General features: G+C 70.0%; 15 protein-coding genes. 9 read left to right on the top strand and 6 right to left on the bottom strand.

From position 1 onward, the window contains the following. Positions 1 to 149: 149 nt before the first annotated feature. Entirely contained in the window at positions 150 to 1,574 is a 1,425-nt protein-coding gene (glnA, locus tag ABZ664_RS02945) for a type I glutamate--ammonia ligase (protein ID WP_350947432.1), read from the top strand. Between the two features lie 360 nt (positions 1,575 to 1,934). Here the strand turns inward: glnA (ABZ664_RS02945) and ABZ664_RS02940 are convergent, their stop codons facing one another. Then, complete coding sequence (locus ABZ664_RS02940) at positions 1,935 to 2,420, bottom strand: hypothetical protein (protein WP_362502044.1); 486 nt, start codon at positions 2,418 to 2,420, stop codon at positions 1,935 to 1,937. A 428-nt stretch (positions 2,421 to 2,848) separates the two neighbouring features. Between ABZ664_RS02940 and ABZ664_RS02935 the strand changes: the two genes are divergently transcribed. The 3 genes from ABZ664_RS02935 (at position 2,849) to ABZ664_RS02925 (ending at position 4,901) form a co-directional block, all read left to right on the top strand. Then, positions 2,849 to 3,052, top strand: a complete 204-nt coding sequence (locus ABZ664_RS02935; protein WP_362502042.1) for a hypothetical protein — start codon at positions 2,849 to 2,851, stop codon at positions 3,050 to 3,052. Between the two features lie 335 nt (positions 3,053 to 3,387). After that, a complete protein-coding gene (locus tag ABZ664_RS02930; RefSeq protein ID WP_362502040.1) occupies positions 3,388 to 3,921 on the top strand; it encodes an NlpC/P60 family protein in 534 nt (177 codons plus the stop codon). Between the two features lie 143 nt (positions 3,922 to 4,064). Further along, entirely contained in the window at positions 4,065 to 4,901 is an 837-nt protein-coding gene (locus ABZ664_RS02925; protein ID WP_362502038.1) for an LLM class flavin-dependent oxidoreductase, read from the top strand. 24 nt (positions 4,902 to 4,925) lie between these two features. Here ABZ664_RS02925 and ABZ664_RS02920 read toward each other — a convergent pair whose 3' ends face one another. From ABZ664_RS02920 to ABZ664_RS02910, 3 genes are all read right to left on the bottom strand, one after another. Next, positions 4,926 to 6,131 carry a hypothetical protein gene (locus tag ABZ664_RS02920; RefSeq protein WP_362502036.1) on the bottom strand — a complete coding sequence of 402 codons (1,206 nt, stop codon included), beginning with the start codon at positions 6,129 to 6,131 and terminating at the stop codon, positions 4,926 to 4,928. Positions 6,132 to 6,459: 328 nt separating this feature from the next. Then, positions 6,460 to 9,441, bottom strand: a complete 2,982-nt coding sequence (locus tag ABZ664_RS02915) for a bifunctional [glutamine synthetase] adenylyltransferase/[glutamine synthetase]-adenylyl-L-tyrosine phosphorylase (RefSeq protein ID WP_362502255.1) — start codon at positions 9,439 to 9,441, stop codon at positions 6,460 to 6,462. Between the two features lie 259 nt (positions 9,442 to 9,700). After that, positions 9,701 to 10,411: a type 1 glutamine amidotransferase gene (locus tag ABZ664_RS02910; protein WP_362502034.1), complete on the bottom strand. Its 711-nt coding sequence runs from the start codon at positions 10,409 to 10,411 to the stop codon at positions 9,701 to 9,703. 214 nt (positions 10,412 to 10,625) lie between these two features. On the opposite strand from ABZ664_RS02910, the gene ABZ664_RS02905 reads away from it, so the two are divergent. Continuing rightward, a complete protein-coding gene (locus tag ABZ664_RS02905; protein ID WP_362502032.1) occupies positions 10,626 to 11,489 on the top strand; it encodes an alpha/beta hydrolase in 864 nt (287 codons plus the stop codon). Positions 11,490 to 11,493: 4 nt separating this feature from the next. Here ABZ664_RS02905 and ABZ664_RS02900 read toward each other — a convergent pair whose 3' ends face one another. Next, positions 11,494 to 12,228 carry a hotdog fold domain-containing protein gene (locus ABZ664_RS02900; RefSeq protein ID WP_362502030.1) on the bottom strand — a complete coding sequence of 245 codons (735 nt, stop codon included), beginning with the start codon at positions 12,226 to 12,228 and terminating at the stop codon, positions 11,494 to 11,496. A 262-nt stretch (positions 12,229 to 12,490) separates the two neighbouring features. After that, positions 12,491 to 13,852 carry a type I glutamate--ammonia ligase gene (gene glnA / locus ABZ664_RS02895; RefSeq protein ID WP_362502028.1) on the bottom strand — a complete coding sequence of 454 codons (1,362 nt, stop codon included), beginning with the start codon at positions 13,850 to 13,852 and terminating at the stop codon, positions 12,491 to 12,493. A gap of 196 nt (positions 13,853 to 14,048) precedes the next feature. Here glnA (ABZ664_RS02895) and ABZ664_RS02890 point away from each other — a divergent pair, with 196 nt between their 5' ends. The 4 genes from ABZ664_RS02890 to ABZ664_RS02875 all read left to right on the top strand — a co-directional run bounded on the left by ABZ664_RS02890 (position 14,049) and on the right by ABZ664_RS02875 (position 18,806). Continuing rightward, positions 14,049 to 14,930 (top strand): terpene synthase family protein, encoded by an 882-nt coding sequence (locus ABZ664_RS02890; protein ID WP_362502026.1) that lies wholly within the window; start codon positions 14,049 to 14,051, stop codon positions 14,928 to 14,930. Positions 14,931 to 14,965: 35 nt separating this feature from the next. Then, complete coding sequence (locus tag ABZ664_RS02885; RefSeq protein ID WP_362502024.1) at positions 14,966 to 15,511, top strand: EF-hand domain-containing protein; 546 nt, start codon at positions 14,966 to 14,968, stop codon at positions 15,509 to 15,511. Positions 15,512 to 15,660: 149 nt separating this feature from the next. Beyond that, entirely contained in the window at positions 15,661 to 16,608 is a 948-nt protein-coding gene (locus ABZ664_RS02880) for a terpene synthase family protein (RefSeq protein WP_362502022.1), read from the top strand. Positions 16,609 to 16,844: 236 nt separating this feature from the next. Beyond that, positions 16,845 to 18,806 carry a histidine kinase gene (locus tag ABZ664_RS02875; protein ID WP_362502020.1) on the top strand — a complete coding sequence of 654 codons (1,962 nt, stop codon included), beginning with the start codon at positions 16,845 to 16,847 and terminating at the stop codon, positions 18,804 to 18,806. Positions 18,807 to 18,836: the final 30 nt, after the last annotated feature.

Raw genomic sequence — 18,836 nt, 5'->3', positions numbered from 1 at the left:
AGGAAGCCTCCGTCATACCCGTCCACGCGAGATCCGAGAACTAGCGTGGAGGCGACTTTCGCTTAACACGGGTGAAACAAACGAGACACGGGGCGGTAACGGCACAGGCATACTTTCGGTCCTGTTAGCCCGTCCCATGGGAGGTTCGCGTGTTCAACTCCGCCGACGACGTCCTGAAGTTCATTAAGGACGAAGGGGTGCAGTTCGTTGATGTCAGGTTCACCGACCTGCCGGGGACGACGCACCACTTCACGTTCCCCTCGGAGAACTTCGGAGCCGCTGTCTTCACCGATGGCCTGATGTTCGACGGATCGTCGATCCGCGGGTTCCAGGCCATCCACGAGTCGGACATGCTGCTGCTGCCCGACCCGTCCACGGCCGTGCTCGACCCGTTCAGGCAGCACAAGACGCTCAACATCAACTTCTTCGTGCACGACCCGCTGACGGGCGAGGCCTACAGCCGCGACCCGCGCAACGTCGCCCGCAAGGCGGAGGAGTATCTCAAGGGCACCGGCATCGCCGACACGATCTACTTCGGCCCCGAGGCCGAGTTCTACATCTTCGACGACGTCCGGTTCGAGACCAACGCCCACTCGAGCTACTACCACATCGACTCGATCGAGGGCGCCTGGAACAGCGGCAAGGCCCAGGACGGCGGCAACCTCGGTTACAAGCCGCGCTTCAAGGGCGGCTACTTCCCGGTCCCGCCGATGGACCACTTCACCGACCTGCGTTCGGAGATGGTCCGCAAGCTCATCGACGCCGGGATCGACGTCGAGATGCAGCACCACGAGGTGGGCACGGCCGGCCAGGCGGAGATCGACTTCCGCTTCAACACGCTGCTCAAGGCCGCCGACACCATGATGCTGTACAAGTACATCGTCAAGAGCACGGCCCTGGAGCACGGCCACACGGTCACCTTCATGCCCAAGCCGATCTTCGGTGACAACGGCTCCGGCATGCACTGCCACCAGTCGCTCTGGAAGGACGGCGAGCCGCTCTTCTACGACGAGGTCGGCTACGCGGGCCTGTCCGACACCGCCCGCTACTACATCGGCGGCCTGCTCAAGCACGCCCCGTCGCTGCTGGCGTTCACCAACCCGACGGTCAACTCCTACCACCGCCTGGTGCCCGGCTACGAGGCCCCGGTCAACCTGGTTTACTCCCAGCGCAACCGCTCGGCGTGCATCCGCATCCCGATCACGGGCTCCAACCCGAAGGCCAAGCGCATCGAGTTCCGGGTCCCCGACCCCTCCTGCAACCCCTACTTCGCCTTCGCCGCCCAGCTCATGGCGGGCATCGACGGCATCCGCAACAAGATCGAGCCGGTCGAGCCGGTCGACAAGGACCTCTACGAGCTTCCCCCGGAGGAGGCCCGCAACATCCCGCAGGTCCCGGGCACCCTGTCGGACGTGCTCGCGGCCCTGGAGGCCGACCACGAGTACCTCCTGGAGGGCGGCGTCTTCACGCCGGACCTGATCGAGACCTGGATCGCCTACAAGCGCGAGAACGAGATCGACCCGATCCGCCTGCGCCCGCACCCCCACGAGTTCGAGCTCTACTACGACGTCTGAGCCACTGAGCTTCCGACCTGGTTGAACACTGGCGGTTGAGCCGCCAGGGCACTCGGGCTTTCCGCGAAAGGCCGTCGACCGCCCCTCCACCGAGGGTGCGTTCGGCGGCCTTTCGCATACGCACCCGTCCCGACGGCATGAAGTTGTGCGGGTCCGCAGCGTGAACCCGGGGTCCTCGTGGCCGAGAAGCTCGGCGAGGTGGCGACCGGCCGCCCTCTGCCGACAGGAAGTCAGGAGTTCACATCTCCTGGGCTCCATCGGTTCAAACGCACTCTCGCCAAAGGACGTCGGCGAGAGTGCGCGACTATCCGAGTGACCACGATCTCTCTTCCGCTGGAAGCCGATCGGTATTCCGGCGACTCAGTTGTAAGGATTGTCGTAGGTCACGGACTTGGTGCGGCTGTTGTAACTGTTGCCGGGATAGAACCAGCCGCCCGTCACATTAATGGTGACATTCCTGAGGGTGGTGGAGTGGGTGTGTTCACCGTTGTAGAGGGACAGGTACGCCTGGCATCCGGGGGGAGCGGTCGCCGTGCCCGTCAGGGTCGGATACAGGGGCGTGCTGCCGTTGACGGTGATGGAGAAGCTCGGGCTGGGGTAGGCCCCGCTCCCCCAGCACAGCTGGAGCGCGTACCTGAACTTCGTGTTCCCGTCGTCGAACGCCACCGTGCCGGTCAGCTGGGCGAGCATGAGCGGTGGGCCTGCGTTCGAGGTCACCGTGACGGACACGGGCTGGTCTGGACCGTAGGTGGCGTGCGCGGGAGTGACGGGCACCAGGATTGCCGCGAGTGTCGCGATGGCGATGACGACGGAGCCTGCCGCACGACGTACTGTGGAACGTGTCAATTTCAACCTCACCTCTTTTCGTGATGTCGGCGGAGCACAACACGGAGATTATTGCCGGGGTCTACAGGCGTCCAGATAGGCGATTGGGAGACACTGATTCGGCTCGGCGTTAACTTGTGCCATGACAGTTCTCTCGAAGATGGATCAGGTATGCCAGCAGGTCGGAGATTAGTCCCGTAGAGCCGTATTAACGGCGTGCCGGGTGAAACTTTCATTCCACCGGAACGCGATCGACTCAGGCAGTGAAGACGGCTGGACCGGCGTGATCGTCTTCCGGGCCTTCCTCGCAGCGCTCCCCTTCCCCTCGGGCGACTTCAACGCGATCAAGGAGAGTGCCCTGCCGCCGTTAGATCGCCGACAAATGGGACAGAGGGAGTGGGCCGGGCGGTGAACGAGTCCGGCCGGAGATCACTATCTGGAGGTTGCGCATGCTTGCTCAGTCCATACGGAAGGCGGCCGTCGCCGCGGCGGCGATGACGGCGCTCGTCGGCCTGGTCGGCGGTTGCGGGGGCGACGGTGACAACGACAGGGATGACAGCCCGGATGTGGTCAACACGACCGGACCCGGTGTGGACGACGACGGCGGCGTGGACGACGACGGCGGTGTCGACAACGACGGGGACGGCAACTGACCGGCACCGACCAATGCCCACCAGCACAGACCAATACTGACCAACACCGGGGCGGCGAACGGCGTCGCCCACCTCACCGCGACCCGCGTGCCCGGCACGCGGGTCGCGGCATGCCGGACGCTCCCCCGGTCGGTGCCCGCGGATCGTCCGGGAAGGCGAACGGGCGAAGAGCCTTCCAGAAGCCCTCATGAGACGCGCGAGGCCGGGTTGTTGGGCAGACTGGTCGTGACTTATGTGGATAAATCAGGCGAGGTGACGTGACAGACGCCGGTCCTCACCGACTTCGCGATCTTCTCGGGCACCGGCGGCAGGCCGCAGCGGCCGCACTACTGGGAATGCTTCTGCTGCTGAGCGCCTCGACGCCGACCCTGCCGGCCGCCCTCAACCGGATCACCACCATCGCGTACGCGATCGAGGCCGGATCACACCAACCCGGCTGGTGGGGCGGCGCGATCCCGTACTCCTGGGGCGGCGGTCACGGCGAGGAGCCGGGCCCCTCCTTCGGCACCTGCCGGGGTTACACGGGGGCGATCAAGCCCTGCCCGGCCACCCGGACCCTCGGCCTGGACTGCTCCGGTCTCACCCGCTGGGTCTACCACCTCGCCTACGGGCGCGACGTCCTGGGGCCCGGCAACACCGACGACCACGTGAAGCGGCTCAAGAGGGTCCCCGCCGCCGTCGCCAAGGCGGGCGACCTCGTCTTCTACGGCAAGGTCGGCAAGCGCAAGGTCCGCACCCACCATGTCGGCGTCTACATCGGACAGGGCAAGATGATCAATGCGCGGAGGACAGGGACCGAGGTGCGGGTCGATCGTGTCGCGGCCCTCGACGACCTCGCGGGCTACTTCCGCTACTCGGGACCCCTCTGAGCCGCCCTCCCGAAAACAGACCGCCCTGAAAACAGCTGAGTGTCGTGGAAACAGGAGAATGCCCTACAGAGGGGCTGCCGTGAGAACCGCACGGCGAGATCCCCGGCCTTCCATACCAGAAAGACATCGACCGTAGGAGAGACATGCGTCTGGGTGTCATGTTCGACCGCGACCTTCCCCCCGAGTCGCTCATCCCCTTCTGCCGCCATCTGGACGCGGCCGAGGTGGACGACGTCTGGGTGGTGGAGGATCTCGGCTGGACCGGGGCGATCTCGTCCGCGGCCACCGCGCTCGCCGTCACCGAGCGCCTGCGGGTGGGCATCGGGATCACCCCCGCGCCCCTGCGCAACCCGGCCCTGCTCGCCATGGAACTGGGCAACCTGGCCCGCCTGCACCCCGGTCGGCTCGCGGCCGGCATCGGGCACGGCGTCCAGGACTGGATGCGCCAGGTGGGCGCCCTCGCCCCCTCACCACTGGCACTGCTTGAGGAGACGATCACGGCGGTACGCGGGCTGCTGCGCGGTGAGACGGTCACCCTGGAGGGCAGGGCGGTGCGGCTCGACGGGGTGCGCCTGATACATCCTCCCGCCGTCGTACCGCCGGTGCTGGCCGGGGTGTTGCGGCCCCGCTCTCTGGAGCTGTCGGGACGGGTGGCGCAGGGCACGATCCTGCCCGAGGGCGTCGGCCCCCGGGAGATCGAGGAGGCCCTGAAGCTGACCGGTGAAGATGATCACGAGATGGTGGTCTTCGTCAACCTCTACATCGGCGACGACGCCGCGACGGTCACCACCCTGGCCGAGGGATCCGCCGGGTTCCTGAAGATCGCTCCCGACGAGGTGGTGATGGCGGTGGGTTCCGCCGAGGAGGCGGCCGACCAGGTCAGGTCACTGTGGGAGGCGGGTGCCCGCACCGTCGTGGTCCGTCCGTTCGGACCCGACCCGCTCCCCCAGGTCGATCTTCTGCTGGCCGAGCTCCGCTAGCGCCGGACAGCGACACGACCCGGACTAGGAACGACTGCCCCGTACGCCGGTGAGGCGGCGCAGGACGTCCCACCAGAACGAGGCGCCGAACAGCAGCGCGACCATGGTGAGCAGATAGCCGGGCCAGTGCCCGAGGGTGATGAGCCGCTCCCACCAGGCTTCGCCGTTCCAGTTGAAGGACGGGTCGGCGGAGCCGTCGGGCGGGATCGTGATGCTCACGATCGCGTGGTCGAAGATCTTGACCAGCGCCGGGGAGCTGAGGGACTCGGTCACGCACTGGTACGGCTCGGCGAGGCCGACCTCGGCACCTGCGCACTTGTCCTTGAGAGCCGTGTACCCGTCGTCGCCGCCCGCGATGGCGCTCACCCCCGCGCGGTAGGCGTTGTCGCGCAGCAAGGTCTTGCCGTACTCCAGCGCGTCCATGCTGAACGCCAGCGTCAGGACCACTCCCAGTACGAAGACCACCCACTTGACGTAGCGGGCGTAGAGCGTGGACAGGCGCTGCATCTCCCCGTTGAACCAGTCCTCGACCCCCTTGCGGAACCTCGGCAGATCCCGCTGCGCCCCCTCCCAGACTCCCTTGAGGTGACCCGCGAGAGGGCTGTTGATCGCCTCCAGCTTCGCGAGCAGGCCATCGATCCCTCCCTCCTCGGCCGCGACCAACTCCATCACGGCGCCGGAGAACCGTGCGGGCGGGATGTTGGCGATGCTGGTGCGGGAGCCCTTGGGGTGGTCGATCTCCTGGAGCCGCTCGTACAGCCGCGCGGTCATGTCGACCGACGGTTCCGACCTCCCGTCCGTCGGAAAGCCGGACGAACCAGAAGAGTCGGAGGGTCCGGGGGATCCGGTACCCGCCTCCCCCGGGGCGATCCCCTCGGCGATCTCCTCCGAGACCTTCTCCCTGGCCTTCTCCGAGGCGAGGACGGCCACGGGGTCGACCCGCATCGGCTCGACCACCGAGGGCGCGGGATCGGAGCTGTGCACCGGACGCGGATCGTCCCCGGAGAAGGGCAGCTTCGCGAAGACGTCGGCTATCTTCGACGGGATCCACGACCTGCCGTCCTCCGAGCCGTCCAGGGTGTCCCTGAGGTAGGCCCACAGGAACTTACTGCGGATCCCGAGCAGCCGGACGAATGCCTCGTTGATCCCGCTCACCAGGAGCGACAGGAGCAGGAAGGCGAGGATCAGGCCGATGGCCAGATCAATGTAAACGGATATCAAATGGATCACCCGGACCGTTGATACACGCCCGCCCCAGGCGGCGCAACGCGATCACCCAAACAGGTTGGTTTTCGTGACCGGGGAACACGCGAACGAGCGGGTCTCCCCTCCGGTGCGGACCGGCCCTCGATCCGCACCGAACACGCCGGCCCCCGGGAACTCCGGCCAGACCGGCCCTCCCGGAAAGACCAGAAAAGGCCGGGGAAGGCCGGGAAAGACCAGAAAAGGCCGGGGAAGGCCGGAAAAGAACGGCCTTCGGAAAGGGCCCGCACCCAGAGGGACCGGTCCTTCCAATCCGACAGGAGTCGGACCGGAAGGACCCGGAAAACCGGGTGGATCAGTCCTCGTAGAAGACGTGCTCCACGACCCGGCGGGCACGACGGGTGACGCGACGGTAGTCGTCCACGAAGTCCTCCGTACCGTCGGGCGGGTAGCCGAGCGCCCGGGCGAGGAGCGTGCGCTCACGGGCGTCCACCGGGATCGCGTCGGAGGCGCGACCCCTCACCACGACGATGGCGTCGCGGATACGGGAGGCGAACCTCCATGCCTCGGCGAGCACGGCCTCGTCGGCCTCCGCGAGCAGGCCCTCCGTGACCGCCGCGCTCAGCGCCTCCAGGGTGCGGGTGGTGCGCAGCGACGGCCGCTGCCCCGCGTGGCGGAGCTGGATGAGCTGGGCCACCCACTCCACGTCGGACAGCCCGCCGGGGCCGAGCTTGGTGTGCAGGGCGGGGTCGGCGCCGCGCGGGAGGCGCTCGGCCTCCATCCTCGCCTTGAGCCTGCGGATCTCCAGCACGGCCGCGTCGGAGATGCCCTCCTCCGGGTAGCGCAGCGGGTCGGCCAGGTGCAGCAGCCCGACGCCGAGTTCGGCGTCCCCCGCGGAGAAACGGGCGCGCAGCAGCGCCTGCGACTCCCACGGCGACGACCACCGCTCGTAGTAGGCGGCGTAGGAGGCGAGGGTACGGACCAGCGGCCCGGCCTTGCCCTCGGGCCGCAGGCCAGGGTCGATGAGCAGCGGCGGGTCGGGGGCGGGCAGGGCGAGCAGGCGACGCAGCTCGTTGGCCACCTCGAACGCCGTCTCGGTGGCCTCGCGCTCGGACACGCCCTCGCGCGGCGAGTGGACGAACATCACGTCGGCGTCGCTGCCGTAGGAGGACTCGATCCCGCCCAGACGGCCCATCGCGATCACCGCGAACCTCGTACCCAGCGGGGTGCGGCGCTCCATCTCGACCTTGTCGATGGCGGCGTCCAGCGCGGCCTGGATCGTCACGTCGTTGAGCCCGGACAGCGTCTGGCCGACCTCCTCGATGCCGATGATGCCGGAGAGGTCGGCGACGGCCGTACGGAGCAGTTCCCTGCGGCGCAGCGCCCTGACCGCGGCCACCGCGCCCTCGGCGTCCCCGGGATGGCGGGCGACCACGGTCCGCGCCTCGGACAGCACCGCCTCGACGGGTCTGGGGGCGAGTTCCGTGTCCGAGCCGAGCATCGCGACCGACTCGGGAGCGTTCATCAGCAGGCCCGTCACGTAGCGACTGGTACCGAGCATCTTGGCCAGGCGCGACGCCACGGCGGTCTCGTCGCGGAGCAGCCGCAGATACCAGGGGGTGGAGCCGAGCTTGTCCGAGACCTGGCGGAAGCCGAGCAGACCGGCGTCGGGGTCGGGGGCGTCGGCGAACCAGCCGAGCATGACCGGCAGCAGGGTCCGCTGGATCGCGGCGCGGCGGGAGACGCCCGTGGTCAGCGCGCTGATGTGGCGCAGTGCCCCGCCGGGGTCCGCGTAGCCGAGGGCTTCGAGGCGGGCCTTGGCCGCGGCCGTGGAGAGCCGATCCTCCGACTCGGGCAGCCGGGCCACGGCCTGCAGCAGCGGCCGGTAGAACAGCTTCTCGTGCAGGCGCCTCGCCTCCATGGCGTGCCGCCGCCACCTGGTGGTGAACTCCCCCACCGGGTCGGCGGTCATGCCCAGGCTCCGGCCGAGGCGGCGCAGGTCGGCGTTGCCCTCGGGCACCACGTGCGTGCGGCGGAGCCGGTGCAGCTGGATCAGGTGCTCGACCTGGCGCAGGAAGGTGTACGCCTCGGCGAGGGCCTTGGCGTCGTCCCTGCCCACGTAACCGCCGCGGGAGAGGGCACCGAGCGCGGGCAGCGTGGCCCTGCGGCGCAGCAGCGGGTCGAGGCGGCCGTGGACGAGCTGGAGCAGCTGCACCGCGAACTCGATGTCGCGCAACCCGCCCGGCCCGAGCTTCAGCTGGCGGTCGGCCTCGCCGCTGCGGACGTGGGCCTCCACACGGCGGCGCATGGCCTGGACGTCCTCGACGAACTTGTCACGGGTGGCGGCCTGCCAGACCATCTCGTTCATCGCGGCGACGTACTGCTCGCCGAGTTCGGCGTCCCCCGCAACCGGCCTCGCCTTCAGCAGCGCCTGGAACTCCCAGGTCTTCGCCCAGCGCCGGTAGTAGGCGAGGTGGCTGGCGAGGGTGCGGACCAGCGGCCCGGCCTTGCCCTCCGGGCGCAGCGCCGCGTCGACCTCCCACAGCGCGCCCTCCGGAGTGCTGGTCGAGCAGGCGCGCATCATGCCCTGGGCGAGCCGGGTGGCGAGTTTGATCGCCTCGTGCTCGTCGAGGGAGCTGTCGGATCCCTCGCGCGGCTCGGCCACGAAGATGACGTCGACGTCGCTGATGTAGTTGAGCTCGCGTGCCCCGCACTTGCCCATGCCGATGACCGCCAGTCTCACCGCCCCCGCCTCCGGGTGCTCGGACCTGGCGATGGCGAGTCCCGCCTCCAGCGCGGCCCCCGCCAGGTCGGACAGCTCGGCGGTCACCTCCGAGAGTGAGACGACCCCGGTGACGTCGCGCGCGGCGAGATGGAGCAGGCGGCCCCGGTAGGCGGCGCGCAGCGCCGACAGGGTGGCGGTGGAGGCGTCGACGGCGACCGGCTCGGGCTCATCCGGCTCGGCACCGACCGCGAGCAGCAGCTCGGAGCGGAGTTCCTCCTCGGTCGGACGCTCCACGGCCGACGCCCCGCCGAGCGTGCGCCAGTGGTCAGGGTGCCTCACGACGTGGTCGCCGAGCGCGGCGCTGACGCCGAAGACACCGATCAGCCGCTCGCGCATCCCGGGGTCGGCCCGGAGCGCTCCAAGAACGCTGGGATCCTGCTCGGCCAGCCGGTTCAGCGAGGTGAGCGCCAGGTCGGGATCGGCCGCGGCGACCAGCGAGGTCAGCAGGTCGATGTCGCCGACGGCCTCCGGTCCCAGTTCGTCGAGCAGTCGCTCGGCCCTGGCACCGTCGGCGAAGCCGAGTCTCGCCAGGCGTCCGGCGGTCGTCTGCATCCGGGGCACGGTTTCCACCGACCCTCCATGGTCCTCGATCACAAGCACGGGTGCCCTTCCTCAATCCCTACCCCGAGCGATCAAAGGTGCACGCTCCCACACTCGCATGGGCCTCGCTTCCCCGGCGAACCGGGAGGGGCGGTGCGATCTGCTTCCGGGTCCCCACCCTGGTCCGCATCCCAGCGTTCGGAGCGTCGCCGCACAGGTTAATCCTGAAACTGTGCGGCGTCGTTAGCGGATTCGGAACGTAATCGCGCAGTCACGCGGTTTGGACGGCGATGACGACGGCGGCGAAACGTTCGGCGAGAGGTCTCCACGCGCCGACCAGGTCGTTCCTCGCCTCCTTCACCCGCGTGTTCAGCTCCTCGACCGAGTGGCCCAGGCCGGTCAGGGTGTCGGCCGATCCGGCCGTCCAGCCGATGAAGATCTCCGGGGTGGCCTCGGGGTGGAACTGCACCGCCCAGGCGTTCTCCCCCAGCCGGTACGCCTGGTTGGGGTACGGGTCGCCGGTGGCGAGCGGCACCGCGCCCGGGGGAAGCTCCGTGATCGCGTCGCGGTGGTACTGCACGGCGAGCGAGGGGCCGAGACCGGTGAACAGCCGATCCGCTCCGGCCGCGGGAAGAGGGAGGACCTCGGTCACGCCGACCTCAAGTCCGTGCTCCCCGCGCCCGACGGCACCACCGCAGGCGAGCGCCATGAGCTGTGCCCCCAGGCAGATCCCCAGGGTCGGCACGCCCTGCTCGACGCAGACGCGGATCAGGTCGCGGGTGGCGGGCAGCCAGGAACACCTCTCGTCCTCCCAGGCCGCCGCCTCGCCGCCGAGGACGATCAGTCCTCCGGTGATCCGCTCGGGCACCGCCTCGCCCAGGTAGGGCCGGACTACCTCGCAGACGGCCCCGGCCTCGGACAGCCATCCGGCGAGGAACCCGAGCCCCGCGTCGGCCTCGTGCTCGATGACGGTGATCCTCATACCGTAATTATGGGTTGATATAGGCACGAGACGGTCACAGCGGGGGGACCTACGAGATCGCCGCGCCCTCTGACGACCGTATGCCGACCGCATGCCGCACTCGTATCGCCAGCCCTATGTTCGGCGGGGACATTGACCTCGGACGTGAGTACCCGCCACCTTGGCATCAGCCCCGCCGGAACCGAAGGCGAGGCTCCACGCGCAAGGAGAACCGATGAATCCCGTCCTGAGTGATGTCGAGGTCCCCGGCGGCACGTTGCGCGTCGCCCGGTTCGGCACCGGGCCCCGCGTGATCGTGGCGGTGCACGGCATCACCGCCTCGCTCATGGCCTGGGCCGGCGTCGCCCGCAGGCTCCCCGCCGAGTGGTCTGTGGTCGCGATGGACCTGCGGGGCCGCGGCCACAGCGCCGGGCTCCCCGGCCCGTACGGCCTGGCCAGGCACGCCGAGGACGTGAACCTCGTCACCCGGTCCGTGGGCGCCGAGTCCGACATCGTGCTCACCGGTCACTCGATGGGCGCCTACGTCGCGGCCCTCGCCGCCGCGGGGCACGACTACGCCAGGGTGGTACTGGTCGACGGCGGACTCCCGAGGCCGCTGCCCCCCGGCGCCGACCCCGACGCGGTGCTGGAGGCCACGCTCGGCCCGGCCATCGCCCGGCTGGACCAGACCTTCCCCGACGCCGACGCGTACGTGGACTTCTTCAAGGCCCACCCCGCCTTCGCCGGCGCGTGGACCGAGGAGGCGGAGGAGTACGTCCGCTACGACGCGTCGGGGCCGGAGGGCGCGGTGCGCTCGCGGGCGCGGCGGGAACCGGTCCGCGAGGACGGCCGGTGGATGCTCACCGAGGATGAGACGGTCGACGCCGCGCTGCGCGCGATCACCTCGCCCCTGTCCCTGCTGCGCGCCCCACGCGGACTGCTGAACCAGCCGGTCGGCTTCATGCCCGACGAGCTGGCGGCCGCGTGGACCAGGAGGCTGCCCGCGCTGGAGGACGAGGTGATCGACGACTGCAACCACTACACGATCCTCTTCGACGACCGCTGCGCCTCGCTGGTCGCCAAGCACCTCTCCCGCTGAGCCCTCAGCCGGTCTTGGCGGGAGTGATCCAGGTGGCCTTGGCCGCGGCGACCAGGGTGCCGTCGGCCTCGTAGACGGCGCTCTCGCCGAAGAGCTTGCGGCCCTCGCGGCCGGTGGCGCGGGCCACGACGGAGTAGATGCCTCCGGGGTAGACCCGGCGGTGGATCCGCACGGTCAGACGGCCGAGCAGGGCGAACTCGCCGGGTCCGAAGTGCGCCCAGCCGGTGGGGCAGTCGAGGGCGGCCCAGACGACCGTGTGGGGGACGGTGCCGTCCGCCTCGGTGATGGTCATCGGGACCCGCCAGCCGGCGGCGATCAGGTCGGTGCCGGGCACGGGACCCGGGAAGATCCGCAGGCCGTCGCCGGGGGCGCGCAGGCCGCACGCGAAGCAGCCGGGGAAGGCGTGCTCGACGAGACCGGCGAAGCCGACCTCCGCCCGCGCGGCCTCGGTGAAGGGCACGAAGTCCGGGACGTCGAACTCCTCGGCGACCGTGATGGCCTCGACGAGGAGCCTGTCGCCGTGGGTGAGGGTCGCGGTGTTGGCGAGGTGGTGCAGGGAGAGCTCGGTGTCCAGTGGCGTGGGTGCGTGCAGCGTGACCTCGATGGCCGAGTCGTGCCGGGCGCCGTGCAGCGCCTCCGAGACCGTGCCCGCGATCCAGCCTCCGTTCGCGGACCCCTCGGGACCACGGAAACGCGCCGGAACGGTCAGCACGGTTTGCAGCTCGGACGTCGTTGTCATGCCGCACCTCCTGTCGCCTTTATGGCGGTCAATCCTCATAAATCAAGTTAATTGGACTGACCGATTTTATCGGACTGCTTGTACATACAGCCAACTCGGGTTCGATGACGCGCTTGTTAGCCGCGAGTAACACCGGTATGACGTTCGACGGACGCTCCCGGATCACCCGCCATGACGACCACGGCGGGCATCCAGGGCGCATGCCTCACGGGCACGGCGGGCGCCCCGGAGGCCCACCGGGCCCGTGAGACCGTGACCGCGGCTAGAGGACCGGCAGGTAGCGGCCGAGCTCGAACTCGGTGACCTGCCTGCGGTACTCGTTCCACTCCGCGCGCTTGTTGCGCAGGAAGTAGTCGAAGACGTGCTCGCCGAGGGCCTCGGCGACGAGCTCGCTGCGCTCCATGACCGCGATCGCCTCGTCGAGCGACTGGGGCAGCGGCTGGATGCCCAGCGCCCTGCGCTCGGCCGAGGTGAGCGCCCACACGTCGTCCTCGGCCCCCGGGGGCATCTCGTAGCCCTCCTCGATGCCCTTCAGCCCGGCCGCGAGGATCACGGCGAAGGCGAGGTAGGGGTTGCAGGCGGAGTCGAGCGAGCGGAACTCGATGCGGGTCGAGCCGCCCTTGTGCGGCTTGTACATCGGCACCCGGACGAGGGCGGAGCGGTTGTTGTGACCCCAGGAGACGTAGCTCGGGGCCTCACCGCCCGCTCCGGCGATCGCCTCGGCGCCGCCCCACAGCCGCTTGTAGGAGTTGACCCACTGGTTGCAGACCGCGGTGATCTCGGCGGCGTGCGTGAGCAGGCCACCGATGAAGGAGCGGCCGATCTTGGAGAGCTGGTAGTCGGCACCGGGCTCGTAGAAGGCGTTGCGGTCGCCCTCGAAGAGCGACATGTGGGTGTGCATGCCCGAGCCGGGGTACTCGGTGAAGGGCTTGGGCATGAAGCTCGCCCAGATGCCCTGCTCCAGCGCGACCTCCTTCATCACCAGGCGGAAGGTCATGATGTTGTCGGCGGTGGTGAGCGCGTCGGCGTAGCGCAGGTCGATCTCCTGCTGGCCGGGGCCGCCCTCGTGGTGGCTGTACTCGACGGAGATGCCCATCGACTCCAGCATCATGATCGCGTTGCGCCGGAAGTCGTGGCCGGAGCTGTGCGGGGTGTGGTCGAAGTAGCCGCCGCCGTCGATCGGCTCGGGGCGCTCGGCGCCCTCCGGCCGGCTCTTCAGCAGGAAGAACTCGATCTCCGGGTGGGTGTAGAAGCTGAAGCCCATGTCGGAGGCCTTCGCCAGGGTGCGCTTGAGCACCCAGCGCGGGTCGGCGTGCGAGGGCGAGCCGTCCGGCATGAGGATGTCGCAGAACATGCGGGCCGCGCCCGGCGTCTCGCTGCGCCACGGAAGGATCTGGAAGGTCGACGGGTCGGGCTTGGCGAGCATGTCCGACTCGTAGACCCGGGCGAAGCCCTCGATGGCCGAGCCGTCGAAGCCGATGCCCTCGGCGAAGGCCCCTTCAAGCTCGGCCGGGGCGATGGCCACCGACTTCAGGAACCCGAGCACATCGGTGAACCACAGCCGGATGAACCGGATGTCGCGCTCCTCAAGGGTGCGGAGAACGAACTCCTGCTGGCGGTCCAAGGCTTCTCCTTCATTGCCGGCGTGCCGCAACACGCCTAGTGGTCTCCCAGTTTGCCCTCTCAGTGTTTCGCACACGTTACGAGGAAGAACGGTGAGATGTGGCACAGGGACCGTCGTGCCTCCACACGCCCGTCCCTCTCTCCTCTTACAGTGTGCGACCGGGGCCGCTGGGAACCCGATCCGGGGGGAGACGACGATGACGCGTACCGAGGTCCACCGATCACCGCACGCGGTCCCGCCACCGGCCAGGCTCGCCGAACGCCTCGCGGCGCTGGCGATGCCCTGCCCCGTCCACCCGTCGATACACCTGGTCGAGGCCGCGACGTCCGACTGGGCGCGCGCGTCGGGCCTGGACCCCGATCCCGCCGCCGCCCGGCTGGCCGGACGGGCGTTCGCCCGTTGCGAAACCGGCGCGGTGACGCGGCTCGCCCGCTGGCTGACCTGGATGTCGTGTCTGCGCCGGGCTCCCGAGGCCCTCACCCCGGTCCTCGCCGTGGCCGCGGGCGGCGAGCCGGGCCGGGCCCCGCTGGAGCGGGGCTTCTCCGGCCTGTGGACGGCGTGCGCGCCGGAGATGGGCGACGCGTGGCGCGAGCGGTTCACGGCCGGGCTGGCCGCCCAGCGCGAGGCGCTCCTCGCCCCCGGGACAGCCTCGGCCGGGGATCGTACGGGGTCGCCCGTGGACGCCTTCGGTCGCTACCTGTTCGACCTGGTGGAGCCCTGCCTGGGGGTGGAGGTGCCCGACCCGGTGTGGCGGAGCACGCACTGGCGGGCACTCGTCGAGGCGAGCGGCGAGGTGGCCGCCCGGTGCGAGGAGGCGGTGGCCGGGCCCGGCCATGTGAACGCCATTTCTCTGGAACGCTCCAATTCCGGGGCGGAAGAGTGGAAGATCGACGGGGTCGCCACCCGCGTGGAGGAGTTGTGGACGGCCGCCCGCGCGATCCCCGCGCTCACGGAGCGGCACGACCTGGGCTTCACCACCGCCCGTGAGGTGACGCGGGTGGCATGCGCTTTCTTGACCATCCCGAGGGCCTACCTGGAGTGGCTGCTGGAAACACCTCGCTATCGTCACTTGGCGTAACCGTTCTTCTTCGATGAGTAATGCTGGAGTAAGCGATGAGCACCACGCTCCTCAATCACAAGCTCGACCGTGCCTTCGGGCATGTGGACGTCGACGGCGACGGATCGATCGAGCGCGAGGACCTTCTCGGACTCGGCGCCCGGATCCTCGTCGGCTTCGGCGAGGCGCCGACCTCCCACGCCGGCAGCAGGCTCGCCCAGGGCTTCGAGGAGATCTGGCGGACCCTCGCCGCGGAGATCGACACCGACGGCGACGGCGTGATCTCGTCCGAGGAGTTCCGCGCCGGCATGACCTCGGCGTTCGTCGAGGGCGACCGGTTCGACACGGTGTTCGCGCCCGCGGCCGAGGCGTTGGCAGGGCTGTGCGACACCGACGGCGACGGGGTCGTGGGGCCGGACGAGTTCTGGATCATGATGGCCGCGTTCGGCACCCCGCGCGAGGACGTGCGGGCCACCTTCGAGCGGCTCGACGGCGACGGTGACGGCGTCGTGTCCGTGGACGAGCTGGTCGAGGCGACCCGGCAGTTCTACACGAGCGCCGATCCCGACGTGGTCGGCAACTGGCTGTTCGGTCCGCTCTAGTGGCCCTCATCCCAACGTTCGGCGATCCTCTGACCCGTCCCCGACCCCACCCACAGCCCTTGCCATCCTCGACGCACCTTTCCCCGCCTCCCTCCCCCGTCCCACCGGCCGGACCACCAAGACCCGCCGGGCCGCCGAGGTCCTCCGGGGTGGCCGCGGCCCTGCTGCTGCCCCTCACCGAACTCGTGCCGGTGATGTCTGCGCCGTGCCCGATGCACCCCTCGATCGACCTGATCGGCGCCGAGCTCGCCGTCTGGGCCCGCGCGGTGGAGCTCGAACCTCCCCCTGGCGCCGGATTCGAGCGGATGGCCGGCCGCGCCTTCTGCGGATTCGGCGTGGAGTCGGCGCTGCTGTTCGCCAAATGGCTGACCTGGCTGTTCCACTTCGACGACGAGTGGGACGAGAAACCCGCCGGGCGCGCGACCGAGATCGTCAAGGACACCTTCGCGCGGCTCGACCTCGTCGCGCGTTCCCCCGTCCACGCCTCCTCGCCCGTCGAGCTGGCCTTCGGCGACCTCTGGAAGGCCACCACCGAGCGGATGAGCATCCGCTGGCGGCACCGGTTCCTGGCCGGGCTGGCGGCCCAGGGCGAGGCATGCCGTACCGAGGCCGAGAACCGGTGCGCGGGCCGTGTCCCCTCCCCCGTGGAGTACCCGCGGCTGCGGCGGGGCACCGCGGGCCCCTACCTGTTCGACCTGGTGGAGCCCTGCCTGGGGGTGGAGGTGCCCGCGGGGCTGCGCGAGAGCACGACCTGGCGGACGCTGGTGGACGCCTGCAACGACGTCACCGCCTGGTGCAACGACGTCGCCTCGCACCACAAGGAGCGGGCCAACGGCGACGTGCACAACTACGTGACGGTCGCCGTGACCGCGTTCGGGCTCTCCGACGCCGACGCCGTCGCCTGGGTGAACGACCGGATCGCCGCCCGTGCCGAGGACCTGCGGACCTCCGCGCGCCGGCTGCCGACGCTGTTCGACCGGTTCGGGTTCTCGACCGGCCAGGCCAGGGACGTCAGCAAGGTCGCGTGCGCGTTCCTCACGGCGCCGAGGGCCCAGTTGGAATGGCTGCTGGAGTCCAGCCGGTACGACGTACCCTGACCGGCCGCCCCCGGGCGGATCCGTCCGGGGGCCCGCCGAGCCCGCACCCCCGGTCCCGGCTCATCCTCGCGCCTCCGCCCCTCCTTCCCCCGGCGCGAGGACCTCCGGTTTCCGCCGGGGGGCCGACGACCCGCGGGCGTCGTACGGCGCCCAACGGCTTTGAGCACTCGTTGATTGAATTGCGGTCTGCGCCGGTTAAGGTCCTTTTAAGCACGAAATGAAGGGCCGAAACCATCATGCGCGGGCTGTACCGTGTGGTCCCGACGGTGACGCCCGTCCAGAGCAGGGTGGTGGCGGTGCTCACCGCCACCGCGTCCGTGGCGATGGTGTGCGTCAACGTCTGGGTCACGGCGCGGCTCCCGCAGCCCTCCTACACACCGCTGCCGTTCGCGCCCGAGGACGTGGCAGGCGTCGCGTTCCCCATCCTCGGCGCGCTGCTGGTGTTCCAGCGGCCCCGGCTCGTCATCGGCTGGCTGCTCTGCCTGGGCGGACTGTGCTCCGCGCTGAACAGTCTCACGGTGAACCTCGCGCTCCTTGACGCGGGGCACCGACTGCTCCCTCAGGAGGCGGTCCGGACGGTCGCCGGGGTGAGCTGGAAGCTGGCCATCCTCTTCCTGGTCGTGCTGCTGCCGCTGCTCTATCCGGACGGGAGACCGCCGTCGCCGCGCTGGCGGGCGCTGGTGTGGGTCTCCGTCGCCGTCCTGTGCGCCGACGTGTTCCTCATGGACCTCATGTCTCTCGACGGGCAGCGGTACACGAGTTCCGACCCCCACCCGCTGCGGTTCTCGCTGGACATGCTCACCAACGCGATCATGATCCTCGCCTTCGCCTCGCTCGCCGCGAGGTTCCGGCGGGCCGGCCGCGAGGAGCGCCGGCAGATCCTCTGGACGCTGATAGCGCTCGCCACCGTCATCGTCCCCTGGGTGATCGGCAATCCGGTGTGGTGGCTCACGTCGTTCACGATCCCGCTCGTCCCGGTCGCGATCACCTTCTCGGTGCTGCGGCACCGCCTCTACGGGATCGACACGCTCATCACCAGGACGCTGGTCGGCGCGGGCCTCGTCGGCGTGATCGGCGGGGTCTACGTGGCGGTGGGCACCGCCTCCAGCCTGTTCCTGTCGGATGTGGACCGGATCGGCGGCCTGGTCGCCGCGCTCTGCGCGGGGGTGTTCTTCCATCCGATGCGGCGTCTGCTCCAGCGTGGCGCCGACCGCCTCCTGTACGGCGGCAGGGGCGACCCGGTGGCGCTGGCCGCCGGACTCGGCCGCAGGCTCCAGCGCATCGACCCCGAGGCCGGCCTGGCAGCGGCCCTGGACGTGCTGCGCGACGGCCTGGCGGTCACCGGCGCCGGCGTGCGCTTCCAGGGCAGCTGGCCCGAGGAGGTGACGGTGGGGACGCTGGAGGAGGTGACGCGCGACATCCGGCTGGTCTGGCACGGCGAGCCCGTCGGGCGTCTGCTCATCGGCCCGCCGGGGGCCCGGCGCCTGCCCGCCGCGCACAACGAACGGGTCATCGCAGCGCTCACGCCGTACGTGGCCGACGCGGCCCACGCGGTCCGGCTGGTCGGCGCGCTGCGGCGCTCCCGGGAGCGCATCGTCACCACCCGCGAGGAGGAGCGCCGCCGCCTCCGCCGCGACCTGCACGACGGTCTCGGCCAGTCGCTCAGTGGGATGGCGATGTCCATCAACGCGGCCAGGCTCTCCCTGCGCGCCTCCCCCGAGACGGCCGAACGCATGCTCGGCGAGCTGCGCTCCGGCATGGACAGCGTCACCGGCGACATCAGACACCTGGTGTACGGCCTGCGCCCGCCCGCGCTGGACGATCTCGGCCTGGCCGGGGCCGTGGCGGAGATGGCGGGCCCCGGCGTCACCGTCGAGGTGAGGGGCGAGCTGCCGGGACTGCCCGCCGCGACCGAGGTCGCCGCGTACCGCATCGTGCAGGAGGCGCTGACCAACGCGCGCAGGCACGCGGGGGCCGCGACGGTGCGGGTGTCGCTGGAGCGGGGCGAGGACGACCTGAGCGTCCGGGTGCGCGACGACGGGATCGGCCTGCCCTCCGGACGCCGTTCGGGGGTCGGGCTGGCCTCGATGCGCGAGCGCGCCGCCGAACTGGGCGGGACATGCGTGATCACAACGCCCCCCGAGGGGGGAACCGTGGTCGAAGCGATACTTCCGGTGAACTTGAATGTGGAGATCTGACCACGGATGATTTCTTACGGCCTGCGAACG

It is taken from the genome of Streptosporangium sp. NPDC006930 (assembly GCF_040635605.1).
Classification (GTDB): domain Bacteria; phylum Actinomycetota; class Actinomycetes; order Streptosporangiales; family Streptosporangiaceae; genus Streptosporangium.
This window is presented reverse-complemented; position numbering and strand designations above follow the sequence as displayed.

What these genes read in the sequence shown, in the direction of transcription:
- ABZ664_RS02915 (WP_362502255.1), bottom strand. Translation starts at nt 9,441, where the DNA reads ATGCAGACGACCGCCGGACGCCTGGCGAGACTCGGCTTCGCCGACGGT.
- ABZ664_RS02935 (WP_362502042.1), top strand. Translation starts at nt 2,849, where the DNA reads ATGCTTGCTCAGTCCATACGGAAGGCGGCCGTCGCCGCGGCGGCGATG.
- ABZ664_RS02900 (WP_362502030.1), bottom strand. Translation starts at nt 12,228, where the DNA reads ATGACAACGACGTCCGAGCTGCAAACCGTGCTGACCGTTCCGGCGCGT.
- ABZ664_RS02925 (WP_362502038.1), top strand. Translation starts at nt 4,065, where the DNA reads ATGCGTCTGGGTGTCATGTTCGACCGCGACCTTCCCCCCGAGTCGCTC.
- ABZ664_RS02885 (WP_362502024.1), top strand. Translation starts at nt 14,966, where the DNA reads ATGAGCACCACGCTCCTCAATCACAAGCTCGACCGTGCCTTCGGGCAT.
- ABZ664_RS02930 (WP_362502040.1), top strand. Translation starts at nt 3,388, where the DNA reads ATGCTTCTGCTGCTGAGCGCCTCGACGCCGACCCTGCCGGCCGCCCTC.
- ABZ664_RS02875 (WP_362502020.1), top strand. Translation starts at nt 16,845, where the DNA reads ATGCGCGGGCTGTACCGTGTGGTCCCGACGGTGACGCCCGTCCAGAGC.
- ABZ664_RS02890 (WP_362502026.1), top strand. Translation starts at nt 14,049, where the DNA reads ATGACGCGTACCGAGGTCCACCGATCACCGCACGCGGTCCCGCCACCG.
- ABZ664_RS02905 (WP_362502032.1), top strand. Translation starts at nt 10,626, where the DNA reads ATGAATCCCGTCCTGAGTGATGTCGAGGTCCCCGGCGGCACGTTGCGC.
- ABZ664_RS02910 (WP_362502034.1), bottom strand. Translation starts at nt 10,411, where the DNA reads ATGAGGATCACCGTCATCGAGCACGAGGCCGACGCGGGGCTCGGGTTC.